The sequence below is a fragment of the Paraburkholderia xenovorans LB400 genome (assembly GCF_000013645.1).
GTDB lineage: Bacteria > Pseudomonadota > Gammaproteobacteria > Burkholderiales > Burkholderiaceae > Paraburkholderia > Paraburkholderia xenovorans.
In genome coordinates, this window is the sequence record NC_007953.1 from 964,940 (window position 1) to 991,636 (window position 26,697).

Sequence of the window (26,697 nt, forward strand, 5' to 3'; positions counted from 1 at the left end):
TCATTCGACAACCGCGCGCAGCAGCACGCGGTGCCCTTCGCCGTAGTCGCCGACGCCGCGATGCTGGACGACGCGGTTATCCCAGATCAGCACGGAGCCTTCTTCCCAGCGGTAGCGCGTCAGCACCTCGGGCGACTTGATCAGGTCGAACAGAATGCCCAGGATGTTCTGGCTGGCGATACGCGAGAGGCCGAGAATGCGCTGCGTGTACAGTTCGTTCACGTAGATCTGCTTCTTGCCGGTGTCCGGATGCACGCGGATGAGCGGCGTTCTGATCCACGGAAAGCGGGCCTTCTGCCGCGCCAGCTCTTCTTCCTCCCGATACGCGAGCGTTAGAAAGCCCATCGTCTCGACATCCTGCGCGACCGACAACGTCTCCAGGTATTGCGCGAAGAGCGGGTCGAGTAATTCGTAGGCCGCCGTAGCGTTGGTAAATACCGTATCGCCGCCGAAAGGCGGAACCTTCTTGCCGAACAGGACCGTGAAGCGCGGCGGCTCCGGCCGGAACGCCTGATCGATGTGCCAGATGAAATTCATCCGGGTTTTCTTGACCTTGGAGTCGATCGTGTTGACGTTCGAACTCTCCTCGGCGACCGGCGTATAGGGCGTGCCCGTGTACTCGGAGTGGCCGAACAGATCGACCAGGTACGCGAACTCGGCGGCCGAGACGGTGCCGGGTTCGAAGGCCAGGAAGCCGTAACGCGTCAGGCTGTCGTAGAGAAACGCACGAACCTCGGCAGGCACCGTTTCCTTGCCATTGATCCGCAGTCCGCGAACCCGTGCGCCGACCACCGGCGAATAGGGTTCAACGTGAATGCCGAAGCGCGATTCGCTCTGCGCACTGTAGCTATGTTCAGGCAACTGGCGTTGCTGGAGAAGTTCGAAATCGTCTTGCAAAAGCGTGGCCATGGTCGGAGGCTCCGTCTGGATGATGTTGTTATTCGACTGCGGGGGCGCGTTCACCATCGACTTCGACGGGCAGTTCGGCGCTTGCGCCCCACTCGCCCCACGAGGCCTGATAGACGCTGACGTTCGTATAGCCCGCATGGCGCAGCGCGAGCCATGTGCGCGATGCGCGAGGACCGCTGCCGCAATACGTCGCAATGGGCTGACCGGGCTCAAGGCCCAACGCGCCAAAGCGGGCCGCGAGCACAGTGGGCGTGTCGATGCGGCCGTCTGCGGACACTTCCTGACGGTTGTCCCAATGCAACGCGCCGGGAATATGGCCACGTCGCGCCGGGTTGGCACGCGTGCCGCGATAGTCGTCGAGTTCACGCGCATCGAGAACCCGCGTGGTGGCGTCCGCAAGATTCGCGGAAAGACCGGAGGCGGTGGCGAGAAGGTGACGCCGCGGGTTCAGCGTCAGGTTCACCGCCGTCGTCTGGGGCCCGATCGTTTCCAGCTCCACTCCTCGCAAAGCTTCAAACGGGCCGTTGAATACCGTGACCCGCGCGAGCCCGGCGTAATCCAGTGCCCACGCAACGCGTGCCACGCCGCCGTCAAGGGTCTCGCCGTAGATCAGCACAGTCGAGCCGGTCTGGACGCCAAGCGTCGAGAGTAGCCACTGGAGCCGGCTGTCGTACTGTTGTACCGACGCACGGTCGGTCTTAGGCAGCGCGGCAAGAGAAGGTTCGACCCGCAGCGCGCCTTTGAGGTGGCCCTGCCAGTAAGCGTCGTGTGAACGCACGTCCAGAATCACTGCGTGCTGCAGCAGGCGCGGCAGATCTGAAATTTCGACTAATGAAAGGATTGTCATGTCAGATGTAAGGAGAAGACCGCAATCTCATTGGCGCACATCAGGTTAGTGCACAAACCATGAGTTGGTAATCCGGGGGAAGTTCGTTTGGCGAAATCGTATTGGAAAACCGTCAGACGGCAAATCTCGAATACTTGTTAGCATAGTGATAATCTGCATTTAGATTCATTAAAATAGGCGTCAAACTGATGTACGACCGTGCTCGCACATCTCCCGATGTCTACGGCCAGGGACCTGTCATCTTTAGTTAGTGTGCAAACCTCAAGCTTATTTCATGCTCGACGCTAAAACGGATTTTCGTCCGCTATCGCTGCTAGTCGGCAGCGCTTTCTTCATGGAGCAGCTCGACTCCACGATCATTGCGCCTGCTGTGCCTCAAATGGCCAAGGCGCTCGGCGTCGGACCTTTGAGCCTCGACCTGAGCATGACGGTCTACCTGCTATGCAGCGTGATCTTCATTCCGTTAAGCGGCCTGCTAGCCGGAAGAATGGGAACGCGCAGCACGTTGCGACTCTCGCTGCTGGTCTTCGTGCTGAGTTCCGCGGCGTGCGGCATCGCGAGCAATCTTGCGGTGCTGATCGCCGCGCGCGCAGTGCAGGGGTTCAGTGGAGCGCTGATGGTCCCGGTCGGGCGCATCGCGATAGTACGTACCACGCCACGGGAGATGCTGGTCCCTGCGCTCGCCTGGATGATTACACCGGCCATGCTCGGGCCCTTGCTAGGGCCGCCACTCGGGGGCGTCATTGCGACGTTCGCCTCATGGCGATGGATCTTCTTTCTTAACATACCCATCGGTCTTGCCGGCTGCATGCTGGCCGAGCGCATCGTGCCGCAGATTATTGACGACGAGAAACCTTCGTTCGACTGGCGGGAATGGACGTTCCTATCGCTGGCGCTCGCCGCGCTCGTCGCCCTGCTAGAGCTGGCGCATCATACGGACGTGCGTTGGCAGTTGTCTGCCGCGCTCGCGACATTGCTGGGGGTTTCGACAGGACTTTATCTATTTTTCGCGCGGCGCAGCGCGACCCCGCTACTCGACTTTTCGCTTTTACGCTTCGAGACATTCCATACATCGTTCTGGGCCGGAAGCATCGTGCGGATCGGCTACGGCGCAGTGCCATTCCTGTTGCCGCTCATGCTGCAGATCGGCCTGGGCTATAGCGCGATAGAAAGCGGAGGGGTACTCCTCGCGAGCGGCGCGATCGCGCTTGTGACGAAAACACAAACAACAGGCTTATTACGTCGTTTCGGCTTTCGTAACCTTTTAATCCTCAATGGCATCCTGTGCTCGACTGCCCTCGTGCTGTGCGCAGCTTTTCGCTCGGATTGGGGTATTCTCCTGATCGCGCTCGCCGTGTCGGCCGGCGGTTTCTCGAGGTCAGTGCAGTTCAACGCACTGGCGGCAATTGCCTATGCTGATCTTCCAACACAGAAGGTCAGCGCGGCGACCACGCTCAACACCGCCGCACAGCAGCTTGCGGTGCTGCTCGGTATTTCGCTGGCGGTCGTCATCGTAGGTCTATCCGCGCATCTCGGGTTGCGCGCGAAGCCGGACGCACTCGATTTTTCCCACGCATTCGTCGTGGTAGGACTTATCGCGATGGCCAGCGTGCCCTTCTGCTTCCGCCTTAGCGCTCACGCGGGACTTAAGATGAGTGGCCACATTGCGCGTAACGGATAGACAAGAGAATGCAAGCAAGGCACCGGAAGGAAAAAGTTCGCATCATTCGGCAAGGCAACTATCTGCTGCTCACGTTGCCGGAGAGCACGATCGAGGCGCTCGCCTTACGCGAAGGCCAGGAGGTCGAGATCGGCATGAACGACCGGGGTCGTTTTGAGGTCGACTGCACAATCGATCCGCCGGCGCCGCTGAAACTACTCCGCCAGTTCCGGGGACTGCTTGCCGGCAGTTCAACGACCGAAGGCGCTTCGTCATGACCCGCAACTTCGCTGACGCCAGCGTGCTCCGGTTGCTGTTCGGCGACGACTCCGCTCGTGCCGACCAGGCCGAGAACGTCATCGCGCAAGGCGTTGTCGTCACCACGCAGGTACTGGAGGAGCTCGCGCAGGGATTGCGCAGCGAGGCGCAGTTGGGCTGGCCAACAATCCGCGAGATCCTCGCAACCATCCGTACACATTGCCGGACCGTCCCCACACACGAGGACCTTAACGGCGCGATCGCACTGGCAGAGGCACACAGTCTGAGCTTGACACAAAGCACGCTGGCCCTGGGCGCACTCGCCGCCGGCTGCACGTACTGGTACTCGGCGCGCTTGTCGGATGGCCAGACGATAGGCGAGAAGCTAACCGTCCGCAACCCGTTTGGAGATAGTGTCAAGACGGAGAGGAACACAAGCGCCGCTCTGCGCAACAAGCCACGAGATGCAAAGCAGAGGCTCGCCCTGCTCTATGCCCGCCCCGGCTTCATGTTACGCCGGGCGAATCAGATCGCCGTTGGCATTTTTGAAAACGCGTGCGCGGGCGTTGGACTCACGGGGGGGCAACTTTCGGTGCTTACCGTCGTCAATGCTCATCCGGGTATCGATCAGGCTACCCTTGCACGAGCGATCGGCTTCGACAAGGTGACGACTTCGCACCTTGTGCGCGGATTACAAACCCGAAGCTTGATAACCAGAGCGGCGGCTGATCACCGCCGCGGGGTATCACTACAACTGACCGCTGATGGAAATGAGCTGCTCGATCGTGCTGATCCGTTCCTTGAACTCGCCTATAAACAACTGGCGTCTGCGCTGGCACCTCGCGAATATGCGCAATTGACTGAATTGCTCGGCAGACTGAACGAAAGACTCGACTCAAGGGCTCGTGCACCGTTACGCCCACTTTGATGCCTCCGACTTCTCCATCAGGTGCGCGCTAAATCCGTGGCGACCCGCCAGGGACGTTGGGAGACTGGAGGCAGCCCCAGGCGCTGCAGACTACGACGCACGCGTTCGGCACTCGCCAGCTGGCCGTGGGTGCACAATTGCCGCGCGATACGAGGACGGCCGTAGCTGGCGCGACTGGCGCGATGAAGCGCCGCCACCCTCGTATCGAGTCCTGTGTTGGCCGGCGCTCGCTGGCTCGGCCCATGGATATGCCACTGGCAATATCCGGCCCGACTGATTCGGCAAGCCGGATGACCTCAACCTGAATTCGCCCGTGTACCGCCGTTTCGACACCTCTATGTATTCAGATGAGCCGGGCCGCAGGCGTCTCTCGCCATATCATCCATGACGGATTCGCTCGCGCCCGGCAGACCATCCAGCAACAGGGCCACGGTCCGACAAAGCGAATCGTTTCATCAAAATAGATGCAAAATACCCAACTGCAAGCCGATCAGGTTCCTTCCATTAATGTCCGATCCGGTGAAATTGGGTGGAGCTCCGGAACCACTAAACCGGAATCCAGCATTGTTTTCGTTTTTCATTAATCCCGCTGAACCGTAGAAGCTGGTTCGCTTTGAAACACTATAGATGAATCCGACATTTCCCCCATACACGTCATTCCCTTGACCGCTTTGGTCACGAATCATACCGATGAGAGCACCAATGGTAAAAGCGGGAGAGATTCGATAATCTACGGATACCTGAAACACGTTATAAAATCGCTGGACATCGGGGGTGGTCCCGAGAACATAATTGTTCGGAACACTAATCGCGCTCAAGATTCCCACTGCGTCATTCCCACTGGCACTCGATGTCGCATTGTTGCTGTGAATGTAGGCAAAGTAGAACTTGCCTCTGCCATAGTCATAGTTGGCAGTAAATTGATGATATTGAACCACCTCTTTATAGATTGCACTGGCTAGCGGGACCGCGACGGTTCCTACGTAGGCAGCCTGATATGGCCCGTGCGCCCAGTCGACCCAGATTTGATAAACGGCACCGCGATTCAACCCACCTCCCGCGATACCGGGCATTGCATAGTGCGCCTCAATCTGAAAGTCATAAACACGTGGTGACTTGTACACAATGTCATCGTCGTAGCGCCCCGGAAGACCGAAATTGTTCACAATAGAGGTCAGCATCGCGCGAGATGACCAGTCAATTTCCGGAGAACTATTAAATGCCGCCGAGTTCTGTCGGCCGACGCGAAATTGCCCAACCGGCGTGTTGATGCCGACCCATGCCTGCCGATCAAAGAGCCGGCTGCTGTCTGCCAATGCGCCGCTATCGGCGTTGAACCCACTTTCCAGTTGAAAGATAATTTGATAGCCGCCACCGATATCCTCAACTCCCTTGAACCCGATTCTGCTGCGAGCGAGTGCGCCGTCCCCCAAGGCCACCAGCGACTTACCGCTGCTTGTGTGCTCATAGGCTACGAACTGGTCCAGGATACCGTATAGGGTCACAGAGGACTGTGCTCGACAGACAGTGCAGAAAGACAGGAATAACATTAGTAATGCAAATTTTCTGATCATGAAATTGTCTCCAAATCGTTATTCATATTTAAAGCTACAGAGATTCAATCAACGTCGGCCTTTCCAGCATCATATTTCGATGCATGCTTGACAACCGACGCTAATGTTCTTCGTATCAGTCTGAACCGGCAACGCATCGGATTCGCTGCCCGAAGCGGATGTGCCGATACTTCCCGCACGCTACGTGTCGACTGCGTGGCGACCGCTTATAACGCTCGATGCTTGACACAATTAATTCGATCCATCCGGAGAAACAGCATCCGGAGCTGACAACCGTGTCACGCCGACCGTGGTTGCCCGCGCCGCCGGGCGACTGCGCCGGTAGCGCCTGCGTTCGAAGAAATCGAGCCATGTACCGACCACGCCCTTGCGTAACGTGAGCACGCACAGCACGAATGTCACACCCTGGATGATCAGCACCCAGGAGCCTGTACTGGCCAGGTAATGCCCCATCGAGACCACGATGACAGCTCCGACCACTGGTCCCAGAATCGTCCCGGCTCCTCCGATCAGGACAATCAGCAAGACCTCCGCGGAAGTCGTAAAAAACAGGTTATTGAGTGTTGCAACCTGAAAGACGATTGCCATCGTGCCGCCAGCGAGGCCCGACAAACCAGCGGATATGGTGAAGGCGATCAGCTTGAGCCGGTCGGTGTCGTAGCCGAGCGAGACCGCTCGCTGCTCATTGTCGCGAATTGCTCTCAATACTTTTCCAAACGGAGAGCGAACCGCTCGGTGAACTACCGCGAAACCTGTCAGGAACACCGCGAGCACGAAATAGTAGAGCACCGCATCCTGATGAAGGCTGAATAGCCCGAACAACTTGCCGCGCGGCACATCTTGCAGACCGTCTTCGCCCTTGGTCCAAGACGCCTGCACACCATAAAAGTAGACCAGTTGTGCGAGCGCCAGCGTAATCATCGCGAAGTACAAACCCCGGCGCCGGATCGCTATCGCACCGACGACCAGTCCGAGCATCGTGGACGCCAGCGTGCCAAGCAGGATGGCGAGTTCCGGCGAAATGCCCCAGAACTTCGCGGTCTGGGCGGCAACATAGATTGCCGCACCGAAGAAAGCCGCATGACCGAAAGCCACCAGCCCGACATAGCCGAATATCAGGTTGTAAGCGCAGGCGAACAGCGCAAAGCACAGGATTTCCATCAGGAAAGTCGGGTATACGAAGTGAGGCGCCACGATACCGAACCCACCGAGGAACAGCAGATATAGCCATTCCCGATGCGTGCCGAGCCGGCTGGAATCCGTACTGGCGGTACCTGGTACGGCCGTATGTGTCGATTCGCTGAAAACGCCGAACAGCCCTTGAGGCCGCACCACCAGGACAATCGCCATGATCACGAAAATCACGGTGCTCGATGCTTGCGGATAAAAAACCTTCGTTAGTGCTTCGATCAAACCAAGCGCAAAACCACTAAAGATGGCGCCGAAGATCGATCCCATCCCGCCGATTACGACGATCGCGAATACCACAATAATAATATTCTGGCCCATCTGCGGACTGACCTGGTAGATCGGCGCCGCCATGAGTCCGGCCAACCCTGCCAGTCCGACGCCAAGCCCATACGTCAACGTTAGCATCCGCGGCACGTTGATGCCGAACGATTCCACCACGACTGGGTTCTCGGTGGCCGCGCGTAGATAAGCCCCAAGGCGCGTGCGCTCGATCAGATACCAGGTGCCGAAGCAGATCAGCATCGAAGCCGCCAGCACCCATGCCCGGTAAAACGGCAAATACAGGAACCCGAGGTCCCAACCGTTTGCCAACTCCAGCGGCACGTCATAAGGCTTGCCGGACGAGCCAAACCCAACATGAAAGATGCCTTCAATAACAAGCGACAGGCCGAGCGTCAGCAGCACGCCGTACGACGGATCGAGCTTGTACGCCCTGCTGATGAACAGCTTTTCGGTCAGAACGCCCACCGCACCGATGGCGAGCGGAACGATCACGAGGGCCGGCCAGTAACCGACCGAAGGCAGTCCCAAACCCGGGAACAGCGTCGGCAAGCCTAACAGGAACCAGCCGAGGAACGCGCCCAGCATGAACTGCGCGCCGTGCACAAAATTGGCGATCCTCAGCATTCCGAAGATCACCGCGACCCCAAGGCTCATCAGCGCATAAAACGAGCCATTGACCAGCCCGATCAGCAATTGGCCGGCAATCGCACCAATAAAATCAGCGTTCATCACTGCCCTCATACGCCAAGGTAGTTGTGGATTTTTTCGCGGCAGGCGTGCAGTTCGTCGCGCGTGAATTGATCGATCACACGACCGTTTTCGACGAAATACGCGTGGTCCGCAACCGTCGCCGCAAAATTGAAGTTCTGTTCAACCAGCACGATCGTGAAGCCTCGCCGCTTCAGGGTTCGAATGATTTCGCCGATCCGCTTGACGATCACCGGCGCCAGACCTTCAGTCGGCTCGTCAAGTAGTAGCAGCCGTGCCCCGGTATGCAGAATTCGTCCGATCGCGAGCATCTGCTGCTCACCACCCGACAACTGGGTTCCCTGCGCTTTGCGGCGTTCGATCAGGTTGGGGAAAAGCGCATGGATTTCCGCAACCGGCATTCCGCCAGCACGGATGACGGGCGGCAAGCCCAGGTTCTCCTCCACCGTCAGGCTGGAAAAGATCCCGCGCTCCTCCGGGCAAAACGCAATCCCGTGCCGCGCGACATCGAACACGCGTTTATCGATCAACTCCTGCCCATTGAAGCGGATTGATCCTGACTTCTTGCGGATGATTCCCATGATCGCCTTCAGCGTGGTCGATTTTCCCGCGCCGTTGCGACCCAGGATCGACGTCACCTCCGCTTCGCGCACGTTGAACGCCATCCCATGAAGCGCCTGGCTATCATCGTACCAGGCGTTAAGGTCGCGTACGGCCAGTAGCACGCCGGGCTGTTTCGCGGCATCAGACATCGGTGGTCCCCAGGTAGATGCTCATTACGTCGGGATTCCCCGACACTTCGGCATACGATCCTTCAGCAACGATCTGCCCGCGGCTAAGTACCGTGATCGAATCCGACAGGTCGGCAACCACGGATAAGTTGTGTTCGACCATCAGTGTGGTTCGGCCCGCCGATGCCGACTTGATCAGGTCTGCGATCCGCCCCACGTCCTCGTGCCCCATCCCCGCGGTCGGCTCGTCGAGCAGCATGACCTCGGGTTCGAGCGCCAGCGTGGTCGCGATCTCGAGTGCACGCCGACGGCCATAAGAAAGCTGGCCGGCCAGCGTTCCGCGGTCGGCCAGCAGACCGACCGAATCTAGAAGTCTGTCCGCGTGTTCATGAAGCGGCTTGAGGATGGATTCCGATAACCAGAATTTGTAGACACAGCGTTTCTTTCGCTGCAGTGCGACCAGTACATTCTCGTGAGCGCTCATGTGGGCAAAGACCGCCGAGATCTGAAACGAACGCACCATCCCGTGTTGGGCAATACGCGCCGATCCGAAATGGGTAATGTCCTGCCCTTTGTAGAAGATCTGGCCGGACGTCGGCTGGAGGAATCTGGTGAGCAGGTTGAACGCGGTGGTCTTACCCGCGCCATTCGGACCGATCAATGAATGAATCGTCCCTGGTCGAACGCGAAGACTCAATCCGTTGACCGCGACGAAGCTCCCGAAAGACTTAACCAGGTTGCGCGTTTCAAGGATGTAGTGCGAGTTCGGCAACTGGCTCATCTCTGCCCCGCCCATCTGGCATGCACGAGCACTGTCCGCAGGCTTCGCATATTGAAGCGCTTGTTCATAAGTGTCTCCAGACCAATTTGCGCGAACGGTTATTCGCGCGGCCCGCTCTACGGCGGGTTTGCAGTGTCGATCGTTCAGCGCCTCACCGGTGTATCCATCGGTGTGGTGTCGTAGTCGACGGGAATCTGCAATTGCAGCGCCCAGTAGTCGCTCGAAAAGGAGCCCGCGTTATGTCCGCATCCGGCAGGAATGCAAATCGCGTCACCGGGTTGCTGGCGCACCGGCTCCTTCACCCCTTCGATGTCGAGCAGAGCCCATCCCGACAGGCCGTAACTCAACTGGGCCATCGTATGGGAATGCCAGCCCGTGCCGCCTTCCCGCGCCTGTTGCGCACGGATGACCTGCACCTCGATGCGGCGGCCCGTGATGTCGGCCAGACCCAGGTTCCGGTAGTCGAAGAAAGCTCGTGGCCCGGCGCCTCTGACATGCGCATCAGGCGTATCGAATGAGACCAATTCGCGGGATTCACCCGGCCCCGGCAATACCTCTGACGCAAGCGGAGTGTCGAGCACCTGGATCTCGACGAACTCGAAATCCAGCGACACTTCGGCGATACTGGTAGCCGAAAACGGCACCTGACAAATCGAGTCATGCCTGTGCAGCGTGACCAGCCTGTCGCTCAGCCGCAGCACCGCGTAGCCGTCGAGCACATAAATGCACGTGAAGCGTGCGTCGCGATTGCTGAAGATTTCGCTGATCCCCCATTGCCGTCCGGTTTTGACACGCCTCGCGGAAAACACACCGGAAGTCGCCTCATAGAGGCCGAGCTCACGACTGGCAACTCGCTCGGGCTGCCTGCCGAATTCATCCAGCCGACCGGTCTGTACGACTTGCAGCGTCATTGGAATCGGTCTCATGCAACTGCTCGCTGTCATTTATCTGCTCCGTGTCATTTATCGGTTAATCGAACGTGACCGCATCAAGACAGACCTGAATATCCTGATCAACGATCCGGACGGCATAAGTTTGCAGGTCGCAATTGATCGGCGCGCAAAGCCCCTTTCCCGTGGTGACGTCGAACTGCCCCGCATGGAGCGGGCACTCGATCACCTTCCCTTCCAGCCAGCCCTCGGTCAGGAAAGCGACCTCGTGAGTACAGATATTGCTGGTTGCGTAGAACCGCCCTTCGACGTTGTAGATCGCGACATTCACACCCCCGATTTCCACGCTGCGCATTTCGCCCAAACCGATCTCGCCAGCGGCGATGGCCTTCTTCCAGAGGTTTTTTTCCATTGAAAATTCCACGGTGTTGACTAACGGCGCGCCGGCGATCCGCAGCCGCCGGTGCGCGGTTCGCTGCGCGCCGTATGCGCGACGCAGCTTCGCTCGATGCCGGTCGATTACAACTGCATTTCCCGGCGATAGAACTCGTAGAACGCACGCAGCGGCGACTCGGTGATCATCGTGTGCCCTGCTTCGACGCCATGCCCGCCCATCTCGATCACATGATTGCCGCCGAATTCCTCGACGATCGGCTGCAGCGTCGAGATGATTTCGGTGTCCTCGGCCGAGATGAATCCTGACGGGCCCACGAGGTTGCTGTGCCTGACACGCGCATTCACCATCTGCTCGTCGTCTTCCTCGTAACCGAAGAAATTCCATGACAACTCGTGTGTCGTCGCAGTCTTCGGAATGATGTGGCGCACCACCAGGCTGCTGAAGAACTGCTGAACCACCACAGTCGGAAAAATCTGGTAGGCCGTGTTTGTGTTGTCGCCGTACTCGTCCAGGTACTGGCTGATCACGCGCTTGTCGACCAGGTCGTAGTCGTTCTGCATCTTCGCGAGCTGCTCGGTCGCTTCGTTGCGCGTCTCCCGCAACTCCTTCGAGTATCTGGTCGTGTACAGGATGTGCCGGCCGCGCTCGGTCGGGATCGCATGATAATCGCCATCCGGACGCCACAATCCGAACTTCGGAATGAACGTATGCAGGAACGCGGCGTGGTAACCGTCGTGCGTGTTGTCGGTGTAGAACTTCCAGTTGCTGGGCACGATCTGCCGGGCGATACCCAGCAGCTTCAGCTTTTTGCCATTGAAAATCCGGTCGAACCATTGGAGGATTTCTGGACCGACGAATGTGGCGAAATCCGGGGTCTGCTCTGAATAGGTCGCCCAGATCGTGCCGCCTCGTGTCGTCACCCTGAGCTTTTTCAGGCCATGCTCGCCGCGGTCGAAACTGGCCGGCATTCCAGGGTTGCCGTTGATGCCGCGAAAGTACGGCATGGTCTTAAGATTACCCGCCAGATCGAACGTCCAGTTGTGGTACGGGCAGATCATGAGATTGGAGTCGAACTTGCCGCACTCCTTCCACGTGAACTGCGATTCGCGGTGCGCGCACCGGTTTTCGACGACGTGGATCTCACCTTGCTCGTCGCGCGTGACCAGCACACTGCGCGGTCCAATCCAGCTGCGTTTGAACGACCCTGCCGCAGGCAACTCGCATTCGAGACCGACATAGTTCCAGCTGTTTCCATAATGGAACGTCTCAAGTTCCCGGCGAAACACCTCTTCATCGTGGTAGATAAAATTCGGAATCCGGATTACACCTTCTTCAGGCCACTTCCGCTCAGTTACGTTAACCGGCATTTTCAATCTCCTCAGTAAGCCGCACCGTATCAAGCCGGTGCATAGAGCGTGGTATGGATACGGTAATTATCGTAGACGCAATCGCGCGACTTGATCTTGAAAGAGCCATTGGCGTGGACGAGCGTGTCGACGTACTGACCGAGCATGTTGACGCGTGGCTCCCGATCCATCAGCGATTCGTACAGCAGGAAATTGGCGCGTGATTCGATTACCCCGCCCTTACTCGACAACAACTGGATCGAACTGACAAAGCGGCGCCAGACGCGCGGCTCGTAGACCAGTACCTTCACCAGCGCGGTGACACGGTCGTGGATCATGCCGACGCCTTCACAGGTCATCGCGCCAAGCGGAAGTCCGCGGGTGAAGTCCTCGCGAGAAATGATCCGGTACCGTGCGTCGTCCAGGAAAAACGAGGGCCAGCGCTCAAAATCATTGCTATCCAGGCACGTGCTGTAATCCTCATAGAAATCGCGCAACTCCCGCATCAAATCGTCGTTCTCTCGTGTTTGCATGATCCAGATGTCCCCAGAAATTGATTGATACCGGGCTTCATCCTATACCCCGCGCATCGGCGCTCCGTTGCTTGCAGTCGCACAGGTAAGTCGTTTTTTTTATGCATCGGCGATTCTGCCGCGCGGACCAGGACGGTATGAATCCGTTATCGGATTTGTGAATGCACCGGTGTTCAATGTGCAGCCTTTTGACACGGGCACCCATGCTAAAAACAGAATGTCCGTTGGACCAGGCTGGCATGGCCGTCACTCACTGCAGGATGCAGTCGGCCATCCGTCGATAACGAAACAACAGGAGATGTGATCTTGAATCAGCGCAACAGACTGACCAACCCGGAATTGAGTCCCGGCCATGCGTCGTATATCACCTGGGAGAATTACCGACGCGGGTTCCAGTGGCGCACGGCTCATAGCGAAGGGCGGGAACTGCACCGGATCGAATACCCCGACTTCGATGGTCCGGATTTCTTCGGGCGTCTTATCGTGCTACCTCCGGGCCAACGCAGCGAAGTGCGCAAGGAACCGGGTGACCTGGTACTGCTCGCCCTGGAGGGCGATATCGAGGTTACGATCGGCGCGAACATCCATGTGCTCAAGCCACTCGATCTGCTCGCCATCCCAGCAGGCACGGCCTTTAGCATGGCCAATGTCGGGCTGCCAAACGGCGTGGTGTTCGGAACCTTTGCTCGCGGCGACGGAGCCGTTCCCGAACCCCGCGGCGAGATTCAGCACATGGTCTGGGAACAATACCGGCGAGACTTCCGCTGGACCTTGCCGCTCGCCGAGCAGTGGGGATACCACCGCGGCTCCGGCCCGCTGATCCGGCCTGAAATGCTGCGCGGCCATACGGTACGGATGCCACCCGGGCAAACCACGCCGTGGCATGCGCCAGCGCGTGACATGATGTTTATGGGCATTTCCGCTGAAGTCGAGTTCGCCGCCGGCGGTGGTGTGTGGCCGCTCAAGCGCTTCGATCTGCTGCTGATTCCTGCCGGCACCCCGTACGCATATACGAACTACGGCCTTTCGGAGACGGTGTTCCTGTCGATCGGCGGAAAGCTGCCACCCGGCAGGAAGAGCACCTATTTCGCCGAAGACCCAGGGTGGCCGCCGCGCGAAGGTGTTCCAGTCATTGAAGTCGAGATCGACGCCCACGGCGATGCACGCGTGAAAAACGCCTGACCCGCGCAGCCGCAGTTTAAGCAGCAGCGATCGTCAATATTCATCGAGAAGGAGACAGCCGTGCCGGCGAACGACATAGTCGAGGTTCCAGCAGGCGCACCCGCGCCTTCAGTGGTAGTCACTATCCATCCGGAAAAATGCATCGGCGCAGGGTATTGCGTCGAGGAAGCAGCCGATGTATTCGCACAGGACGACGACGACGGGATGGTGGTCCTGCTCGTCAGCAATCCGTCGCCTGAGCGCAAGGCCGCCGTGCTCAACGCCGCGCGCCGATGTCCGGTGATGGCGATTGAAATCAGGGAGTGACAGACCGCCAGGCCTCCTTTCGAGGCCTGGCCACGTTATGAAGCGCCTTAACGCAGCTCGTGAGGAAAACCATGACTTCTGCGATCAACGACGTTCGCCCGCAAACGACGTCGACATTTCCGTTTGCCCGTACCGGCAGCCCGCTGCATCCGCCTGCTGAATATGCACGCTACCGCGACGGCCAGCCCGTTACCCGTGTCCAGATGTGGGATGGACGTTACGCGTGGATTTTTACCCGAATGGAGGACGTCAAGGCCGTGCTGTCCAGCCCGCATTTCAGCGTGGTGCCTTCGAAGCCGGGCTATCCGTTCCTGACGCCGGCGCGCGCGGCTACGGTAAAGAGCTACCAGACGTTCATCACGATGGATCCGCCGGACCATACCCGCTTCCGCCGGATGCTGACCCGCGACTTCACGCAGAAGCGGATGGAGGAATTGCGCCCGCAGATCGCGGCGTATGTGAACCGCCTGATCGACGAGATGCTGGCCCGGGGCTCGCCAGGCGACCTGGTTTCGGCACTGGCCCTCAAGCTGCCGGTAACGGTGGTCTCCATGCTGGTCGGCGTGCCATACGAAGACCACGAGGATCTCGTCAAGTGGAGCGGCCAGCGACTCGACCTCGAGCAGAACCCCACGGTGTCGGAGTCAGCTGCCGACAACATGCTGGCATACTTCGACGGGCTTCTGCAGCGCAAGGAGCGGGATCCCGGCGACGGCGCCGACATGCTGAGCCGCCTCGTGATCGAGCAGATCAAGCCAGGCCACTTGTCCCGTCTGGAGGCCATCCATATGGTCAACCTGCTCTATTTCGCGGGCCACGAAACGACTGCCAACCAGATCGCGCTCGGCACGCTCAGTTTCCTGCTCGATCCGAGGCAGCGGGCTTTGCTGGAGAACAACCCTGGCTTGTTGAAAAACGCGATCGAGGAGATGCTGCGTTTCCATACGATTTCGCACTACAACTCGTGCCGGGTCGCGACCGCCGATGTCGAAGTCGGCGGCACACTGATCCGCGAGGGCGAAGGCGCCTATGCGCTGATCATGGCAGCCAATCGCGACCCGGCGGCATTCCCCGCACCGGACCGGTTCGACATCGAACGGCCCAACTCGCAGGAGCACGTCGCGTTCTCCTACGGTTTGCATATGTGCCTCGGCCAGCCGCTGGCACGGCTCGAGTTGCAGGTTTGCTTCGAGGCGCTATTCCGGCGTCTGCCCAGGCTGCGCCTTGCAGTACCGCTTGAAGAACTTCCGTTCAAGCGCGAGATGTACGTGTACGGGCTACATGCGCTGCCGGTCACCTGGTGAAAAACCCGCGAGCCGGCAGTCGCACCGGCTCACCTCACCGATCTTCGCGACGACAAAAAACAGACTGTCCTGGAGACTGATGCATGATCGAGTACGACTACATCATCGTAGGCGCAGGCTCGGCCGGCTGCGTGCTGGCGAATCGCCTGTCGGAGTCCCCGTCGAACAAGGTGTTGCTGGTCGAGGCCGGCGCCGGCGACCGACATCCATACATCGGCATTCCCAAAGGCATCGCGAAACTGCGCATGCATCCAAAGTACTCATGGCGCCTGCCCACTGAGCCGACGCTCGGCCGTGCGCAAGGCGAATTCTGGCCACGCGGCCGGGTGATCGGCGGCACCAGTTCGATCAACGGGATGTTCTACATCCGCGGGCAACCCGAAGACTATGACGAGTGGGAGACGCTGGGCGCCAAAGGCTGGGGCTGGAAGGACATCGCGCCCTGCTTCAGGAAAATGGAGGATCACGAACTCGGCGAAACGCCATTGCGCGGTGTCGGCGGCCCGTTGCACGTAACGCTGCCGTACCATGAACATCCGCCGCTAAACGAAGCGTTTTTGCAGGCTGGCGAGCAGATTGGATTGCCGCGCAAGGAGGACTTGAACCAGGGTGATCAGGCCGGCATCGGCTACTATCCGGTCAACATGTGGAAAAACCGGCGCTGGAGTGCGGCCGACGCGCATCTGCGGCCGGCACTGAAGCGGCCCAATCTGACCGTGCTAAAAGGCGTCCATGTCGATCGCGTGCTGTTCGACGGGCTTCGCGCAGTCGGCATTGCCGCCCGCATCGGCGACGCACGCAAGGAATTTCGTAGCCGCGGCGAAATCATCCTGTCGGCCGGCACCTTGAAGTCGCCACAAATCCTGCAGTTGTCCGGGGTCGGGCCGGGCGACGTGCTGCGCGCCGCAGGGGTGCCAATAGTCGCAGATCGTGCCGACGTGGGCCGCAACATGCTGGAACACCTGAGCATGACGGTAGTGAACCGGCTCGTCGGTACGGCCGGAGAAAACCGCGAGTACCGGGGCTGGCGGCTCGCGAAGAACGCGCTGAAATACTATGTGCGGCGCAACGGCGTACTGAGTTACAGCACCTTTCCCATCGGCGGCTTCGCGCGCTCGTCGCCTGAACTGGAGCGTGCCGATATCCAGTTTTTCCTTGGCGGTCTAAGCTTCGAAATGGGCGGCCTGAAAAGCGTCGCGGCGCGCGTGCAGACCGGCAAGCTGCCAGGCCTGACCTGCTTTGCCTATTTCATGAAGCCCGAAAGCCGGGGCAGCGTCGCGATCAGCAGCGCGGATCCCGACGCGCCGGCAGTGATCCGGCCGAACTGGCTCGACACGGAGAATGACCGGCAGGCTGCGATCCGGGTCGTGCGCTTCATGCGGCGGATCGTCCATGCACCAGCACTAAAGTCGTATGTCGGCGATGAGGTAATGCCCGGGCCGGCGACCAGCGACGACGACGACGCACTACTTGCCGCCTATACGCGTTTCGGTAGCACCGCCAACCACGCGGTCGGAACTTGCCGGATGGGCGGCGACGCAGCGTCGGTGGTCGACGGGAGGCTGCGCGTACGGGGTGTCGAGAATTTACGGGTGGTCGACTGCTCTGTGATCCCCACGCCGATTTCCGGCAACACCAACGGTCCGGTGATGGCGCTTGCGTGGCGCGCTGCGGACCTGATCCTGCAAGGCGAGCGGTAGCGGGATGATCAACGCGGCGGCACGTCGAGTCGGTAGAAACGCGACGCGCTGCCGAGAAACAGATCGCTTTTTTCAGTCTCTGATGCGCCTGCGGCGAGGCGCTTGAATGTGTTCCATAGCACGACGTAGCTACACGACGCCTTGTCGACTGGGAAATTGCTTTCGAACATGCATCGCGCTGCGCCGAAAGCTTCGATGCAGGTATCGATCCACGGCCGCCATGCGTGGGCCACTTCCAGCGAGCCGGGTTGCGGCGTCTGCCCATGAAAGCGAAAGCCCGAACGCCTCATGCCCAGTCCACCGAGCTTGATCCACACGTTCGGGCGTCGCGCCAGTTCCCCGATCGAAGCCCGCCACGCCTGAAACAGTTCGTCGCGCCGCCCGGCATACGGGCCGATACCCAGAGTGCCACCGACATGGTTGACGACGATCGGCTGATACCTGAATGCATCAGCGAGGCCAATCACATCGTCGAGCTGAGTCTGGAACAGCATCGCGTCGAAGCCCAATCCGAAACGCTCGAGCAACGCAAACCCTTGCCGGAAGCGCCTGTCGGCATACAGATGAGGGGCACAGACCGGCGGGCCGCCCATCACGTCGCGATCCGGATCCCATGACGCGACGTTGCGTATTCCGCGCAGGCGTCCGCCGGCAGCTTCGAGATGGGCGGCAAGCACGGGTTCTGCCGCCGCACCGAGCGACAGGTCAACATAGCCGACGATCGCGGCACAGGCGCTGCTCGGGCCGGTCGCCGCCGCGTTTGCCGCGGCCGCGGCAAACTCCGTTTCCCCCAGCGAGCGCAACCGGACTGGCCCAACAGTCCGGTAGTGCGAGCGCCACTCGACGTAGACCGTGCTGGTTATCCGATGCCCGGTGCCGAGATCACTGAGCAGATCGGGCAAAAGATAGCGATTGCCTTCGACGTTCCATAAATGGTGGTGCGCATCGCAGATCGCTCTTTCCGGCTCGATGACCGGCTCGGCGTGGTTGAGCCGGACGTCCGACGTCAATGCGTCCGTCATTTTTTGGTGACGCCTGAAGACATCGCTATTTCAGCGACCGGATGGGGTAACGGCTTGCGCGGGCGCAAGCTGCCCTCCTCGCCGCCATGCACCAGCCGCCGCACGTAGTCGGTGCGCAGGAAATCGTGCGGGAATCCCAGTTCGATGCAGCTGACTGCATCGAGGCGTTCCTGCATCGCGGGTTCGAGCCGCAATTGCAGACACCCGAGATTGTCTTCCAGTTGCGTCACGTTACGCGCGCCAATGATCGGCACCACCGGGCTGCCATGCGTCCGGGCGCGGACCCACGCCAGCGCAATCTGCGCCGGGCTCGCACCGACCTCCTGTGCGATCGCGCAAACTTCGTCGGCGATGTTGAGCAGTCTCGCGGGAAGTGCTGCTGCATCCCTGCGTCCGCGCTGCGCCGCGCCGTTCGCGCCGCGATACTTGCCGCTGAGCGCTCCACCCGCCAGCGGCGACCATGCGGTGACGCCCAGCCCGAGTTCGGCCGCCATCGGCAACAGATCCCGTTCAGCCGTACGCTCACCCAGGCTGTATTCGATCTGCACGCCGACGAATGGCGACCAGCCGCGCAATTCGGCCATCATGCTGGCCCGGCTAATCTCCCACGCCGGGGTGTCGGACACGGCGGCATAAACGATCTTGCCGGCCCGCACCAGATCGTCCAGCCCTCGCATCACCTCGTCCCAGGGGGTCGTGAAGTCCCACACGTGCAGCGAGTAGAGGTCGATCCGGTCGGTGCGCAGACGGCGCAGACTCGCTTCGACCGCACGAACCATGTTGCGCCGGCTGTTGCCGGAACAGACGACGCCCCCGTTGCGAGCCACCGACCATTTGGTCGAAATCACAAAGTGATCGCGGTCCGCGCCGACGAACTGCCCGACCAGCCGCTCGGACTCGCCATCCGCGTAATGATCGGCGGTATCGATAAAAGTGCCGCCAGCCTCGGCGAACCGGTCGAAGACGGCCTTGCTGTCGTCGCTCGAAGCACCGAGTTCGCGCGGGTCGCCGAATATCATGCTGCCCAGGCACAATTCGGAAACACGCAAGCCGGCGCGGCCAAAAAGCACATGCTGCATTGACGGATCTCCCAAAGATGACTTGTCTGCGCGAGCCGCGAGATCGCGGTCCGCACCGTAGCCTGCTGTCTTACTTGTCCATCGCGCACCTGCTTTCGGACAGGGGTCCGAATGCCTGCTCGGGCCCGATTGTCGCGACCACGTCGTAGTAGTCCCAATCGCCCTTCTGGTCTTCGGGCTTCTTCGCTCTCACCAGATACATGTCACGCACCAGGCGGCCACCCGGACGCAGCGTGCCGTGACGCGTGACCGCGTCGTCAAATTTGATTGTCTTCAAGTAGGCAAAGACCTTCTGCGGATCCTTCGAACCGATCGCATTGACCGCCTTCAAATATTGCAGCGCCGCCGAGTAACCCCCTGCCTGATTATTGGTCGGCATCTTGCCCATCTTCGCGTAGAAACGTTTCGCGAAGGCACGGGTACGGTCGTCCATGTTCCAGTAGAACGACGTCGCGTACTCCTGACCCTGCATCACGCGCAGGCCGGCCGACTTCACATCGGTAAGGATGTCGATCATTCCGCCGACCTTCTGCGTCTTGCTCGGCAGGCCAAACTCGCGCGCCTGCTTCATGATGTTGATATTGGCCGCCCCACCGGAAGTGGATACGATCAACTGTGCCCCGGATGCCTTTGCCTGCAGCAGATAAGATGAAAAATCCTGGGTTTCAAACGGGAACCGGACCGATCCGACGATCTGGCCACCACCCGCCGTGAGTTCGCGCCGGATCGCGGCGTTCATCAGATCGCCATAGGCGGCGTCCGGCAACATCAGGAACCAGGTCTTGTATCCCTTCGCCAGTTGAGCCTGAACCACGGTTTTCACGATCGACGTGAAATTGTAGAGAAAACCGATTCCATAGCCATTGCATTCGGTGCCTCCAATCTGATCGGCGGCGGCGGCGGTGATAAACGCGAGCTTCTTTTTATCCTTGACCAGGTTGTTGATCGCCAGTGCGGTGCCGGAATTGACCACATCGAAGATCGCGTCGACACCGTCGCGGTCAAACCACTCGCGCGCAATCGACAGTGCGACATCGGTCTTCATCTGGTAATCGGCCGAGACCAGCTTGACCGGCTGTCCCAGAGCCTTGCCGCCGACATCTTCGATTGCCAGCTGAACCGCCGCAACCGATCCCTTGCCAGCCGAATCGGCGTACACGCTCGACATGTCGGTTAGCACGCCCAGCGTCACCTGGCCAGTCGACTGCGCGGACGCGTTTGCCATCGCAAACGCCGAGAATAGAACCGACAACAGATAACCTCTAACCATGTCTCCTCCAGGATTGAACGATCGCACTCTGCTTCGGGCGATTTCGGTCTTTTGCATCGCTGCGTTGCCGTGCAGCGCAGCGATCCTCAGTGTGCACGAGTGCAACCGGCAGACTGTTCGATTCCGCAGCACGGTCGATTCGATTTCGCCGCTCATGGGAGGCCGCAGAGGTTCCGGGGTCGTCATTCGAGAAACGAATCTGCTGTGGATCGCTAAGCAACCTTTGCGTGGCGACAATTCAGTTACGCTCGATCGTAGCCATACGCACATCTTTTTGTGCGCGCCCAGTTTCTTATCCGATTCTTGAGAACAACCCGTCCTATGAGCGCACTAACGCGTCAACCGGCAGCTCCCGACGCCTGTATCCACGCGTCGCCCGATCTGTTCAAGACGGCAATGCGTCGCCTCGCAGCCACCGTGTGCGCATTGACAACATGCCATGAAGGCAGACGCTGGGCGATGACAGCAACCGCCGTGAGTTCGCTGACTGCCGAGCCGCCGTCGCTGATCGCCTGTGTCAACCGCTCAGCGTCCGCCCATGATGCAATCCTCGCGTCCCAATGCCTGTGCATCAATATCCTCACCGAGCAGCAGCACGAAACGGCGAAGCGCCTGTCGGGCGCACTCGGACACTCCGGCGAGCGGCGCTTCGAAGACGCGGACTGGTACACGCTGGCAACCGGGGCGCCGGCATTGCGGGGCGCCGCAGCGGCGTTAGACTGCACGATCGCCAGGTCGTTTATCTACGAAACGCACACCGTGCTGATCTGCTTGCCGCGTGCAATCGAACTGGGAACGATGGAACTGCCGCTGCTCTATTCCGATCGCAGTTACACCAAGGTACGCCCGTGGTAGCGCTGTGACGAACGCCGATGTGGATACCAGACCAGGGAGAAACCAGAAAGTGCGAATCGTAATTGTCGGTGCTGGACAGGCGGGCGGCTGGGTTGCCAGGGCGTTGCGCGATGAAGGGTTCACAGGCCAGATCACACTGGTCGGAGAAGAAGCGCATCCGCCTTATCAGCGTCCGCCGCTATCGAAAGAAGTGCTGCTAGGCGACGTGCCGCCCGAACACTGCTATCTATGGCCTGCGGGCCTCGATGCGGAACTGCGGCTCAACACGCGGGTTCGCTCGATCGACCGCTCGGCACGCCAGCTTCGCCTTGCCGATGGCGGCACCATCGCGTACGACCGGCTGTGCATCGCCACCGGGGGCCGGGTGCGCAGGCTCGACATGCCGGGTGCACATTATCTGCGCACGATCGATGACGCACTGGCCTTACGCGCTGCGCTGCTGCGGGGCGGCAGCGTACTGGTGATCGGCGGCGGATGGATCGGGCTCGAAGCCGCCGCGGCTGCACGCCGCTTCGGCTGCTCAGTCACGGTTGTCGAGGCAGCCGCTCGGCTGTGCAGCCGCGTAGTGCCGCCGATGCTGTCGGAGTATCTGCATGGACTTCATCACCGCAATGGCGTGACGATCGCCTGTAACGCGACCCCTGACGTCGCCGCACACGATACGATCATCGTCGGTATCGGCATCGTGCCGAACACTGAGCTGGCGGAGGACGCCGGACTCGAGGTCGCCAACGGCATCGTGGTGGACGAATATGGCACGACCTCCGATGCCGATATCTTCGCGGTGGGCGATGTGGCCGCTCTCAATGGTCAACGGATCGAGTCCTGGGCCAACGCACAGAACCAGGCGATCGCAACGGCCCGCTCGATGCTTGGCAAGTACACCCCCTATAGCGAGATTCCGTGGTTCTGGTCGAATCAGTACGATGTCAATCTGCAGTTCCTCGGCTTTGCGCGGCCAGAAGATGAGGTGGTGGTCCGCGGTGACGTCGCGAGCGACCGCTTTTCACTGTTCTTTCTGTCCAGCGACAGGATAAGCGCAATGATCGCCGCGAACAGCATGAAGGACATTCGCGCCGGCAAACGGCTGATCGAGCGAGGTATCAGCGTGAGTCCGGACAGACTCGCTGATCCTTCTCAATCGTTGCAGGATCTGCTGAAAGCCTGAGGGCGAAGCGGCACGCTTACGTATCATGTAGCAGACTCGCAGCGGACTCGCACAACACGGCGCGGGGAGCCGCGGACCGGCCCGCCGCGGCAAGGAATCGCGAGCCGGAGGTACGCGCCCCGCGTGCACGCGTTCCGGTTGACTACACAGCTGTCGCAGACACAGCCAGTTCTTGCGCGCATCGATACGCGGCAATATCCGCGATCGAGATGACCGGCAGCCGGTGAATCGCTGCGAAACGCACAATCTGCGCGCCGCGCGCCATCGTGCCGTCCTCGTTCATCAGTTCGCATAATACGGCCGCAGGCTTCAGGCCGGCCATGCGGGCCAGGTCAACCGCCCCTTCAGTGTGGCCCCTTCGCTCAAGCACGCCATTAGGCCGCGCCATTAACGGAAAGATGTGTCCAGGGCGCGCCAGATCTTCCGCTCGCGCGTGATCGGCAATCGCCGCACGAACCGTCGTCACGCGGTCTGCCGCAGATACGCCGGTGGTCACCCCCACCTTCGCTTCTATCGAAACCGTGAACGCTGTGCCGTGGCGGCTTTCGTTGCGCTCCACCATCGGCGGCAATTGCAGCCTTTGCAGGGTCTCGCCGGTCAGGCAAAGGCACACGATTCCGCTACATTCGCGAATCATCAGCGCCATCGATTCAACTGTGATCCGTTCGGCGGCAATTACCAGATCCGCTTCGTCCTCGCGGTCCAGATCATCGACCACGACGACCGGACGCCCGTCGCGCATCGCGCTCAGCGCCCGTTGTACCCGTCCAGTCAGACTTCGGTGAGTCTGTTGGCTGGACAATGCAAAGAGATTAGACATGGATATTCTCACCTTGCGTGCTCGACCATGATGTTAGCGGCGCCGCCGCGCCAGGCAGCGCACGGAGGTCTCCTCTCCTACGCGTTAGCTCGCGCCGGTCAAACGTGGCGCGGCGCCGTCGCTACGAGCCGTTGTTACCTCGAAGCAGCCGAATGGATGTCCAGCGCACGGTTAATCTCGGCAAAGGGCCCTTTATCCCATTTCTTGATTACCGGAAGGACTTTCCCGGCGAACAGACGCATTCCCTTTTCCGCCTGGTCGAACGGCATCCCCCCGAAACGGAAGTGCGTGATGATCGCGCTCAGGTCGAGAAACGAGTCGACTTCGCGGATCTTTTCGATCACCTGCTCCGGCGTTCCGTAGGGCATCAGATCGACGAACTCGCGAATCTTCGACTCTGGCACGTCCTCGAAATCCGACGCGTTCTGCGCATAGTGTTCGTAGCCCTTGAGATTGGCAAAATGCTTGCCACCAAAATCATAGTTCTTCAATACGCCCTTGTAGTGGTTGCCGATATACTTCATCGCGTTTTCCTCCGCGCGGCCCGCGTCCTCGTCGATCACGCAGAAGCCGACCGTGACCGGCTTGGGCGGTAACGTGCCGGGACGCAGCTCCTGCCATACTTCCTTGTACGTGTTCAAGTTGGCACGCACGCCTTCCCACTCCTTGAACGGGAAAACGATCACCCCCACGCCCAGCCTCGCCATTACGGGCATCGATTCCGGCGAATGACCGGCTCCGTAGGTTCGGCCGAGAAACGACTGGAACGGCGCCGGGCGGATGTCGCGCCGCGGCTGCTTGACGTAGTCGCCGTCGAACTCCATATGGCCGTTCCGCAGTGCGGTGAGCAGAGCCTCCGCGCTCTCGTTAAACAGGCCACGCGTATCGTTCATATCCACCTTCCAGCCGTCCATTTCGTATGCGCCGAGGCCGCGCCCGATGCCCAGCACGAGCCGGCCGTTCGAATAATGATCGAGCTGCGAGACATTCTCGGCTACGCGTAACGGGTTATGCCATGGCAGCACGACCACCATCGAGCCGAGCCGTGCGTTGCGCGTCCTGCCCGCCATGTAGCTCAGGAACTGCATTACATCGGGCGTCATTTCGTAATCGGTGAAATGGTGTTCCGACTGCCAGATCGATTCGAAACCCAGCGGCTCGGCCAGTTCGGCCAAACGCAATTCCTGGGTATAGACTTCTCGATCAGAGAGTTCATTACCGAGGTTCTGAAAAATCGGTGAATATCCTACATGCATAGCAGGCCTTCCATTTAGGTTGGTTATGGATATGAATAGCGGGCGAGGCTCGCTGCAAATGGAGCCGTGTACGGACCCGCGCACGCACTGCGGCGGTTTGTTCGTTACGCTTCAGGATCCGATTGCTCGCAGTTAGTCTAATCTGCAGCACCCGCCTGTGTCGCCCATAGTCAGTAGTACGCTTCATGCCATTTTTTGATGGCAACATGCAAGGGGGCGCGCATGCGAAAATTGCGTTCACTCCATCAATTTAATTCGTTTGCGTATTGGATCCCGCAGCGCTCTAATTTTCTGCGAAATACCCTTCGGCGATCATCCGATCGGCTTTCTCTCGACTTTTAATGTATCCGGAGATCTGCATGTATATGAAAATCGGCTGGGGCAAGATTCGCCCCGGAGAATGGGCGGAGTTCGAAACGGCCTACGCAACGGCGGTCTGCTCGCCGATCAAGGGACTACGGGGCCGATGGCTGGCGCAGGATTCGAACGATCCCGATGGTGCCCATTCGATCACCCTTTGGGACGATCTGGAATCGCTGCGTGAGTACGAGCAGAGCGAGGTGTACAACGAGATCATCGTGCCCGCGTGCGAACGCTATTTCGACAACCGGCTGACGGTTCACGTGTCGGAAATCAAAAGACAATGGTGACGCACGGTATTCGATGTCAAACCACGACATCGCCCAGCACGGCCAACAATGAGCTCGGGTAAGAGGGTCCCGTCCACAAGTTCATCATCACTTCAGGAGACCACTATGACTGGTTCAAACAAGGTCATCATCAGTTGCGCCGTAACTGGCTCGATTCACACGCCGACGATGACCCCGTATCTTCCCATCACGTCAACCGAAATTGCCAACGCCGCGACAGGCGCAATCGATGCCGGCGCTGCGATAGTGCATCTGCACGCCCGGCATCCGGACGATGGACGCCCAGATCAGACCGTCGGAGCATTCAGACCGTTCATCGAGCATATCAAGGCGCATACCGACGGCATTATCAACTTGACGACTGGCGGTGCACCGACGATGTCAGTCGAGGAGCGCTTGCAACCCGCGCTGCATCTGAAGCCTGAAATCGCTTCGCTGAATATGGGGTCGATGAATTTCGGGTTGTTCCCGATGCTGAACCGCTACAAGGAGTTCAAGCATGAATGGGAGCGGCACTATCTGGAAGGGACCCGGGATCTCGTATTCAGGAACACTTTCAAGGATATCGAATACGTGCTTTCGTCTTGTACCGGCAACGATACCCGTTTTGAATTCGAATGCTACGACACCGCTCATCTGTACAACCTCGCGCATTTTCTGGACCGCAAGCTCGTGACGCCACCGCTGTTCGTGCAAACGGTGTTCGGTATCCTCGGCGGCATTGGCAGCCACGCAGATGACGTCGCGCACATGAAGCGCACCGCCGATCGCCTGTTCGGCAGTAACTATGTGTGGTCGGTCCTCGGCGCCGGTCGTGCGCAAATGCCCGTCGCCAGTATTGCGGCGGCTCAGGGTGGAAACGTACGCGTCGGTATCGAAGACTCAATCTGGAACGGACCGGGGCAACTGGCCAAGGCGAACAGCGATCAGGTGCGCAGGGTTCGCCAGATCCTCGAAGGCATGGGCCTCGCAATAGCGACGCCCGACGAAGCGCGCACGCTGCTCCACCTGAAGGGTCGCAACAACGTCGCATTCTGACTATTCCGCCGA

Annotated in this window: 26 protein-coding genes and 1 pseudogene; 11 read left to right on the top strand and 16 right to left on the bottom strand. The window is 59.7% G+C overall.

All coding sequences use genetic code 11. The features are described 5' to 3' along the window. Entirely contained in the window at positions 1-909 is a 909-nt protein-coding gene (locus BXE_RS41085) for a TauD/TfdA dioxygenase family protein (RefSeq protein WP_040123488.1), read from the bottom strand. Between the two features lie 28 nt (positions 910-937). Then, complete coding sequence (locus BXE_RS41090; RefSeq protein ID WP_011494053.1) at positions 938-1,756, bottom strand: sulfurtransferase; 819 nt, start codon at positions 1,754-1,756, stop codon at positions 938-940. 274 nt (positions 1,757-2,030) lie between these two features. Between BXE_RS41090 and BXE_RS41095 the strand changes: the two genes are divergently transcribed. The 3 genes from BXE_RS41095 to BXE_RS47670 are packed head-to-tail and all read left to right on the top strand — an operon-like array spanning position 2,031 to position 4,602. After that, positions 2,031-3,437 carry an MFS transporter gene (locus BXE_RS41095; protein ID WP_011494054.1) on the top strand — a complete coding sequence of 469 codons (1,407 nt, stop codon included), beginning with the start codon at positions 2,031-2,033 and terminating at the stop codon, positions 3,435-3,437. A gap of 8 nt (positions 3,438-3,445) precedes the next feature. Continuing rightward, positions 3,446-3,694, top strand: coding sequence for an AbrB/MazE/SpoVT family DNA-binding domain-containing protein (locus tag BXE_RS41100; protein ID WP_011494055.1), 249 nt, complete (start codon positions 3,446-3,448; stop codon positions 3,692-3,694). Continuing rightward, positions 3,691-4,602: a MarR family transcriptional regulator gene (locus BXE_RS47670; protein ID WP_011494056.1), complete on the top strand. Its 912-nt coding sequence runs from the start codon at positions 3,691-3,693 to the stop codon at positions 4,600-4,602. The genes BXE_RS41100 and BXE_RS47670 overlap by 4 nt, the downstream gene beginning before the upstream one ends. A gap of 32 nt (positions 4,603-4,634) precedes the next feature. Here BXE_RS47670 and BXE_RS46230 read toward each other — a convergent pair. The 9 genes and pseudogenes from BXE_RS46230 to BXE_RS41145 all read right to left on the bottom strand — a co-directional run. After that, positions 4,635-4,880, bottom strand: a pseudogene (locus tag BXE_RS46230) (IS3 family transposase); the annotation flags it as partial. A gap of 177 nt (positions 4,881-5,057) precedes the next feature. Continuing rightward, positions 5,058-6,176 (bottom strand): porin, encoded by a 1,119-nt coding sequence (locus BXE_RS41110; protein ID WP_011494057.1) that lies wholly within the window; start codon positions 6,174-6,176, stop codon positions 5,058-5,060. 231 nt (positions 6,177-6,407) lie between these two features. Continuing rightward, on the bottom strand, positions 6,408-8,378 hold the full coding sequence (locus tag BXE_RS41115) for an ABC transporter permease (RefSeq protein WP_011494058.1): 1,971 nt from the start codon (positions 8,376-8,378) through the stop codon (positions 6,408-6,410). Positions 8,379-8,386: 8 nt separating this feature from the next. Further along, positions 8,387-9,109 (bottom strand): ABC transporter ATP-binding protein, encoded by a 723-nt coding sequence (locus tag BXE_RS41120; protein ID WP_011494059.1) that lies wholly within the window; start codon positions 9,107-9,109, stop codon positions 8,387-8,389. Next, complete coding sequence (locus BXE_RS41125; RefSeq protein ID WP_011494060.1) at positions 9,102-9,869, bottom strand: ABC transporter ATP-binding protein; 768 nt, start codon at positions 9,867-9,869, stop codon at positions 9,102-9,104. The genes BXE_RS41120 and BXE_RS41125 overlap by 8 nt, the downstream gene beginning before the upstream one ends. A 143-nt stretch (positions 9,870-10,012) precedes the next feature. After that, positions 10,013-10,795, bottom strand: a complete 783-nt coding sequence (locus tag BXE_RS43590) for a cupin domain-containing protein (protein WP_158340954.1) — start codon at positions 10,793-10,795, stop codon at positions 10,013-10,015. Between the two features lie 43 nt (positions 10,796-10,838). After that, positions 10,839-11,171 carry a non-heme iron oxygenase ferredoxin subunit gene (locus tag BXE_RS41135; RefSeq protein ID WP_040123487.1) on the bottom strand — a complete coding sequence of 111 codons (333 nt, stop codon included), beginning with the start codon at positions 11,169-11,171 and terminating at the stop codon, positions 10,839-10,841. A gap of 107 nt (positions 11,172-11,278) precedes the next feature. Further along, a complete protein-coding gene (locus BXE_RS41140; protein WP_011494063.1) occupies positions 11,279-12,523 on the bottom strand; it encodes an aromatic ring-hydroxylating dioxygenase subunit alpha in 1,245 nt (414 codons plus the stop codon). A 29-nt stretch (positions 12,524-12,552) separates the two neighbouring features. After that, positions 12,553-13,035, bottom strand: a complete 483-nt coding sequence (locus BXE_RS41145) for an aromatic-ring-hydroxylating dioxygenase subunit beta (protein WP_011494064.1) — start codon at positions 13,033-13,035, stop codon at positions 12,553-12,555. 306 nt (positions 13,036-13,341) lie between these two features. Between BXE_RS41145 and BXE_RS41150 the strand changes: the two genes are divergently transcribed. The 4 genes from BXE_RS41150 (at position 13,342) to BXE_RS41165 (ending at position 17,527) form a co-directional block, all read left to right on the top strand. Next, positions 13,342-14,217, top strand: a complete 876-nt coding sequence (locus tag BXE_RS41150) for a cupin domain-containing protein (RefSeq protein ID WP_011494065.1) — start codon at positions 13,342-13,344, stop codon at positions 14,215-14,217. A 60-nt stretch (positions 14,218-14,277) separates the two neighbouring features. Continuing rightward, on the top strand, positions 14,278-14,523 hold the full coding sequence (locus BXE_RS41155; RefSeq protein WP_011494066.1) for a ferredoxin: 246 nt from the start codon (positions 14,278-14,280) through the stop codon (positions 14,521-14,523). 71 nt (positions 14,524-14,594) lie between these two features. Beyond that, complete coding sequence (locus BXE_RS41160) at positions 14,595-15,827, top strand: cytochrome P450 (RefSeq protein ID WP_011494067.1); 1,233 nt, start codon at positions 14,595-14,597, stop codon at positions 15,825-15,827. Positions 15,828-15,910: 83 nt separating this feature from the next. Then, positions 15,911-17,527: a GMC family oxidoreductase gene (locus tag BXE_RS41165; RefSeq protein WP_011494068.1), complete on the top strand. Its 1,617-nt coding sequence runs from the start codon at positions 15,911-15,913 to the stop codon at positions 17,525-17,527. An 8-nt stretch (positions 17,528-17,535) separates the two neighbouring features. On the opposite strand, the gene BXE_RS41170 is transcribed toward BXE_RS41165, so the two are convergent. The 3 genes from BXE_RS41170 to BXE_RS41180 all read right to left on the bottom strand — a co-directional run bounded on the left by BXE_RS41170 (position 17,536) and on the right by BXE_RS41180 (position 20,853). Continuing rightward, positions 17,536-18,549, bottom strand: coding sequence for an amidohydrolase family protein (locus tag BXE_RS41170; RefSeq protein WP_011494069.1), 1,014 nt, complete (start codon positions 18,547-18,549; stop codon positions 17,536-17,538). After that, the gene (locus BXE_RS41175) at positions 18,546-19,628 is read right to left on the bottom strand and encodes an aldo/keto reductase (protein ID WP_011494070.1); all 1,083 of its coding nucleotides are present in this window, start codon (positions 19,626-19,628) and stop codon (positions 18,546-18,548) included. The genes BXE_RS41170 and BXE_RS41175 overlap by 4 nt, the downstream gene beginning before the upstream one ends. A gap of 70 nt (positions 19,629-19,698) precedes the next feature. Beyond that, positions 19,699-20,853 (bottom strand): ABC transporter substrate-binding protein, encoded by a 1,155-nt coding sequence (locus BXE_RS41180; RefSeq protein WP_158340953.1) that lies wholly within the window; start codon positions 20,851-20,853, stop codon positions 19,699-19,701. 441 nt (positions 20,854-21,294) lie between these two features. Between BXE_RS41180 and BXE_RS41185 the strand changes: the two genes are divergently transcribed. Next, positions 21,295-21,753: a flavin reductase family protein gene (locus tag BXE_RS41185; protein WP_063719393.1), complete on the top strand. Its 459-nt coding sequence runs from the start codon at positions 21,295-21,297 to the stop codon at positions 21,751-21,753. A gap of 49 nt (positions 21,754-21,802) precedes the next feature. After that, complete coding sequence (locus BXE_RS41190; protein WP_011494073.1) at positions 21,803-22,921, top strand: NAD(P)/FAD-dependent oxidoreductase; 1,119 nt, start codon at positions 21,803-21,805, stop codon at positions 22,919-22,921. A 142-nt stretch (positions 22,922-23,063) separates the two neighbouring features. Here BXE_RS41190 and ribB read toward each other — a convergent pair whose 3' ends face one another. After that, on the bottom strand, positions 23,064-23,741 hold the full coding sequence (gene ribB / locus BXE_RS41195) for a 3,4-dihydroxy-2-butanone-4-phosphate synthase (RefSeq protein ID WP_011494074.1): 678 nt from the start codon (positions 23,739-23,741) through the stop codon (positions 23,064-23,066). A 134-nt stretch (positions 23,742-23,875) separates the two neighbouring features. Beyond that, entirely contained in the window at positions 23,876-25,081 is a 1,206-nt protein-coding gene (locus BXE_RS41200; RefSeq protein ID WP_148223113.1) for an LLM class flavin-dependent oxidoreductase, read from the bottom strand. 275 nt (positions 25,082-25,356) lie between these two features. Between BXE_RS41200 and BXE_RS41205 the strand changes: the two genes are divergently transcribed. Together BXE_RS41205 and BXE_RS41210 are read left to right on the top strand one after the other, a co-directional pair. After that, the gene (locus tag BXE_RS41205; protein WP_011494077.1) at positions 25,357-25,647 is read left to right on the top strand and encodes an antibiotic biosynthesis monooxygenase family protein; all 291 of its coding nucleotides are present in this window, start codon (positions 25,357-25,359) and stop codon (positions 25,645-25,647) included. A gap of 105 nt (positions 25,648-25,752) precedes the next feature. Continuing rightward, entirely contained in the window at positions 25,753-26,685 is a 933-nt protein-coding gene (locus BXE_RS41210) for a 3-keto-5-aminohexanoate cleavage protein (RefSeq protein ID WP_011494078.1), read from the top strand. The last annotated feature ends 12 nt before the right edge of the window (positions 26,686-26,697 follow it).

What these genes read in the sequence shown, in the direction of transcription:
- BXE_RS41085 (WP_040123488.1), bottom strand. Translation starts at nt 909, where the DNA reads ATGGCCACGCTTTTGCAAGACGATTTCGAACTTCTCCAGCAACGCCAG.
- BXE_RS41090 (WP_011494053.1), bottom strand. Translation starts at nt 1,756, where the DNA reads ATGACAATCCTTTCATTAGTCGAAATTTCAGATCTGCCGCGCCTGCTG.
- BXE_RS41095 (WP_011494054.1), top strand. Translation starts at nt 2,031, where the DNA reads ATGCTCGACGCTAAAACGGATTTTCGTCCGCTATCGCTGCTAGTCGGC.
- BXE_RS41100 (WP_011494055.1), top strand. Translation starts at nt 3,446, where the DNA reads ATGCAAGCAAGGCACCGGAAGGAAAAAGTTCGCATCATTCGGCAAGGC.
- BXE_RS47670 (WP_011494056.1), top strand. Translation starts at nt 3,691, where the DNA reads ATGACCCGCAACTTCGCTGACGCCAGCGTGCTCCGGTTGCTGTTCGGC.
- BXE_RS41110 (WP_011494057.1), bottom strand. Translation starts at nt 6,176, where the DNA reads ATGATCAGAAAATTTGCATTACTAATGTTATTCCTGTCTTTCTGCACT.
- BXE_RS41115 (WP_011494058.1), bottom strand. Translation starts at nt 8,378, where the DNA reads ATGAACGCTGATTTTATTGGTGCGATTGCCGGCCAATTGCTGATCGGG.
- BXE_RS41120 (WP_011494059.1), bottom strand. Translation starts at nt 9,109, where the DNA reads ATGTCTGATGCCGCGAAACAGCCCGGCGTGCTACTGGCCGTACGCGAC.
- BXE_RS41125 (WP_011494060.1), bottom strand. Translation starts at nt 9,869, where the DNA reads ATGAGCCAGTTGCCGAACTCGCACTACATCCTTGAAACGCGCAACCTG.
- BXE_RS43590 (WP_158340954.1), bottom strand. Translation starts at nt 10,795, where the DNA reads ATGAGACCGATTCCAATGACGCTGCAAGTCGTACAGACCGGTCGGCTG.
- BXE_RS41135 (WP_040123487.1), bottom strand. Translation starts at nt 11,171, where the DNA reads ATGGAAAAAAACCTCTGGAAGAAGGCCATCGCCGCTGGCGAGATCGGT.
- BXE_RS41140 (WP_011494063.1), bottom strand. Translation starts at nt 12,523, where the DNA reads ATGCCGGTTAACGTAACTGAGCGGAAGTGGCCTGAAGAAGGTGTAATC.
- BXE_RS41145 (WP_011494064.1), bottom strand. Translation starts at nt 13,035, where the DNA reads ATGCAAACACGAGAGAACGACGATTTGATGCGGGAGTTGCGCGATTTC.
- BXE_RS41160 (WP_011494067.1), top strand. Translation starts at nt 14,595, where the DNA reads ATGACTTCTGCGATCAACGACGTTCGCCCGCAAACGACGTCGACATTT.
- BXE_RS41165 (WP_011494068.1), top strand. Translation starts at nt 15,911, where the DNA reads ATGATCGAGTACGACTACATCATCGTAGGCGCAGGCTCGGCCGGCTGC.
- BXE_RS41170 (WP_011494069.1), bottom strand. Translation starts at nt 18,549, where the DNA reads ATGACGGACGCATTGACGTCGGACGTCCGGCTCAACCACGCCGAGCCG.
- BXE_RS41175 (WP_011494070.1), bottom strand. Translation starts at nt 19,628, where the DNA reads ATGCAGCATGTGCTTTTTGGCCGCGCCGGCTTGCGTGTTTCCGAATTG.
- BXE_RS41180 (WP_158340953.1), bottom strand. Translation starts at nt 20,853, where the DNA reads ATGGCAAACGCGTCCGCGCAGTCGACTGGCCAGGTGACGCTGGGCGTG.
- BXE_RS41185 (WP_063719393.1), top strand. Translation starts at nt 21,295, where the DNA reads ATGCGTCGCCTCGCAGCCACCGTGTGCGCATTGACAACATGCCATGAA.
- ribB (WP_011494074.1), bottom strand. Translation starts at nt 23,741, where the DNA reads ATGTCTAATCTCTTTGCATTGTCCAGCCAACAGACTCACCGAAGTCTG.
- BXE_RS41205 (WP_011494077.1), top strand. Translation starts at nt 25,357, where the DNA reads ATGTATATGAAAATCGGCTGGGGCAAGATTCGCCCCGGAGAATGGGCG.
- BXE_RS41210 (WP_011494078.1), top strand. Translation starts at nt 25,753, where the DNA reads ATGACTGGTTCAAACAAGGTCATCATCAGTTGCGCCGTAACTGGCTCG.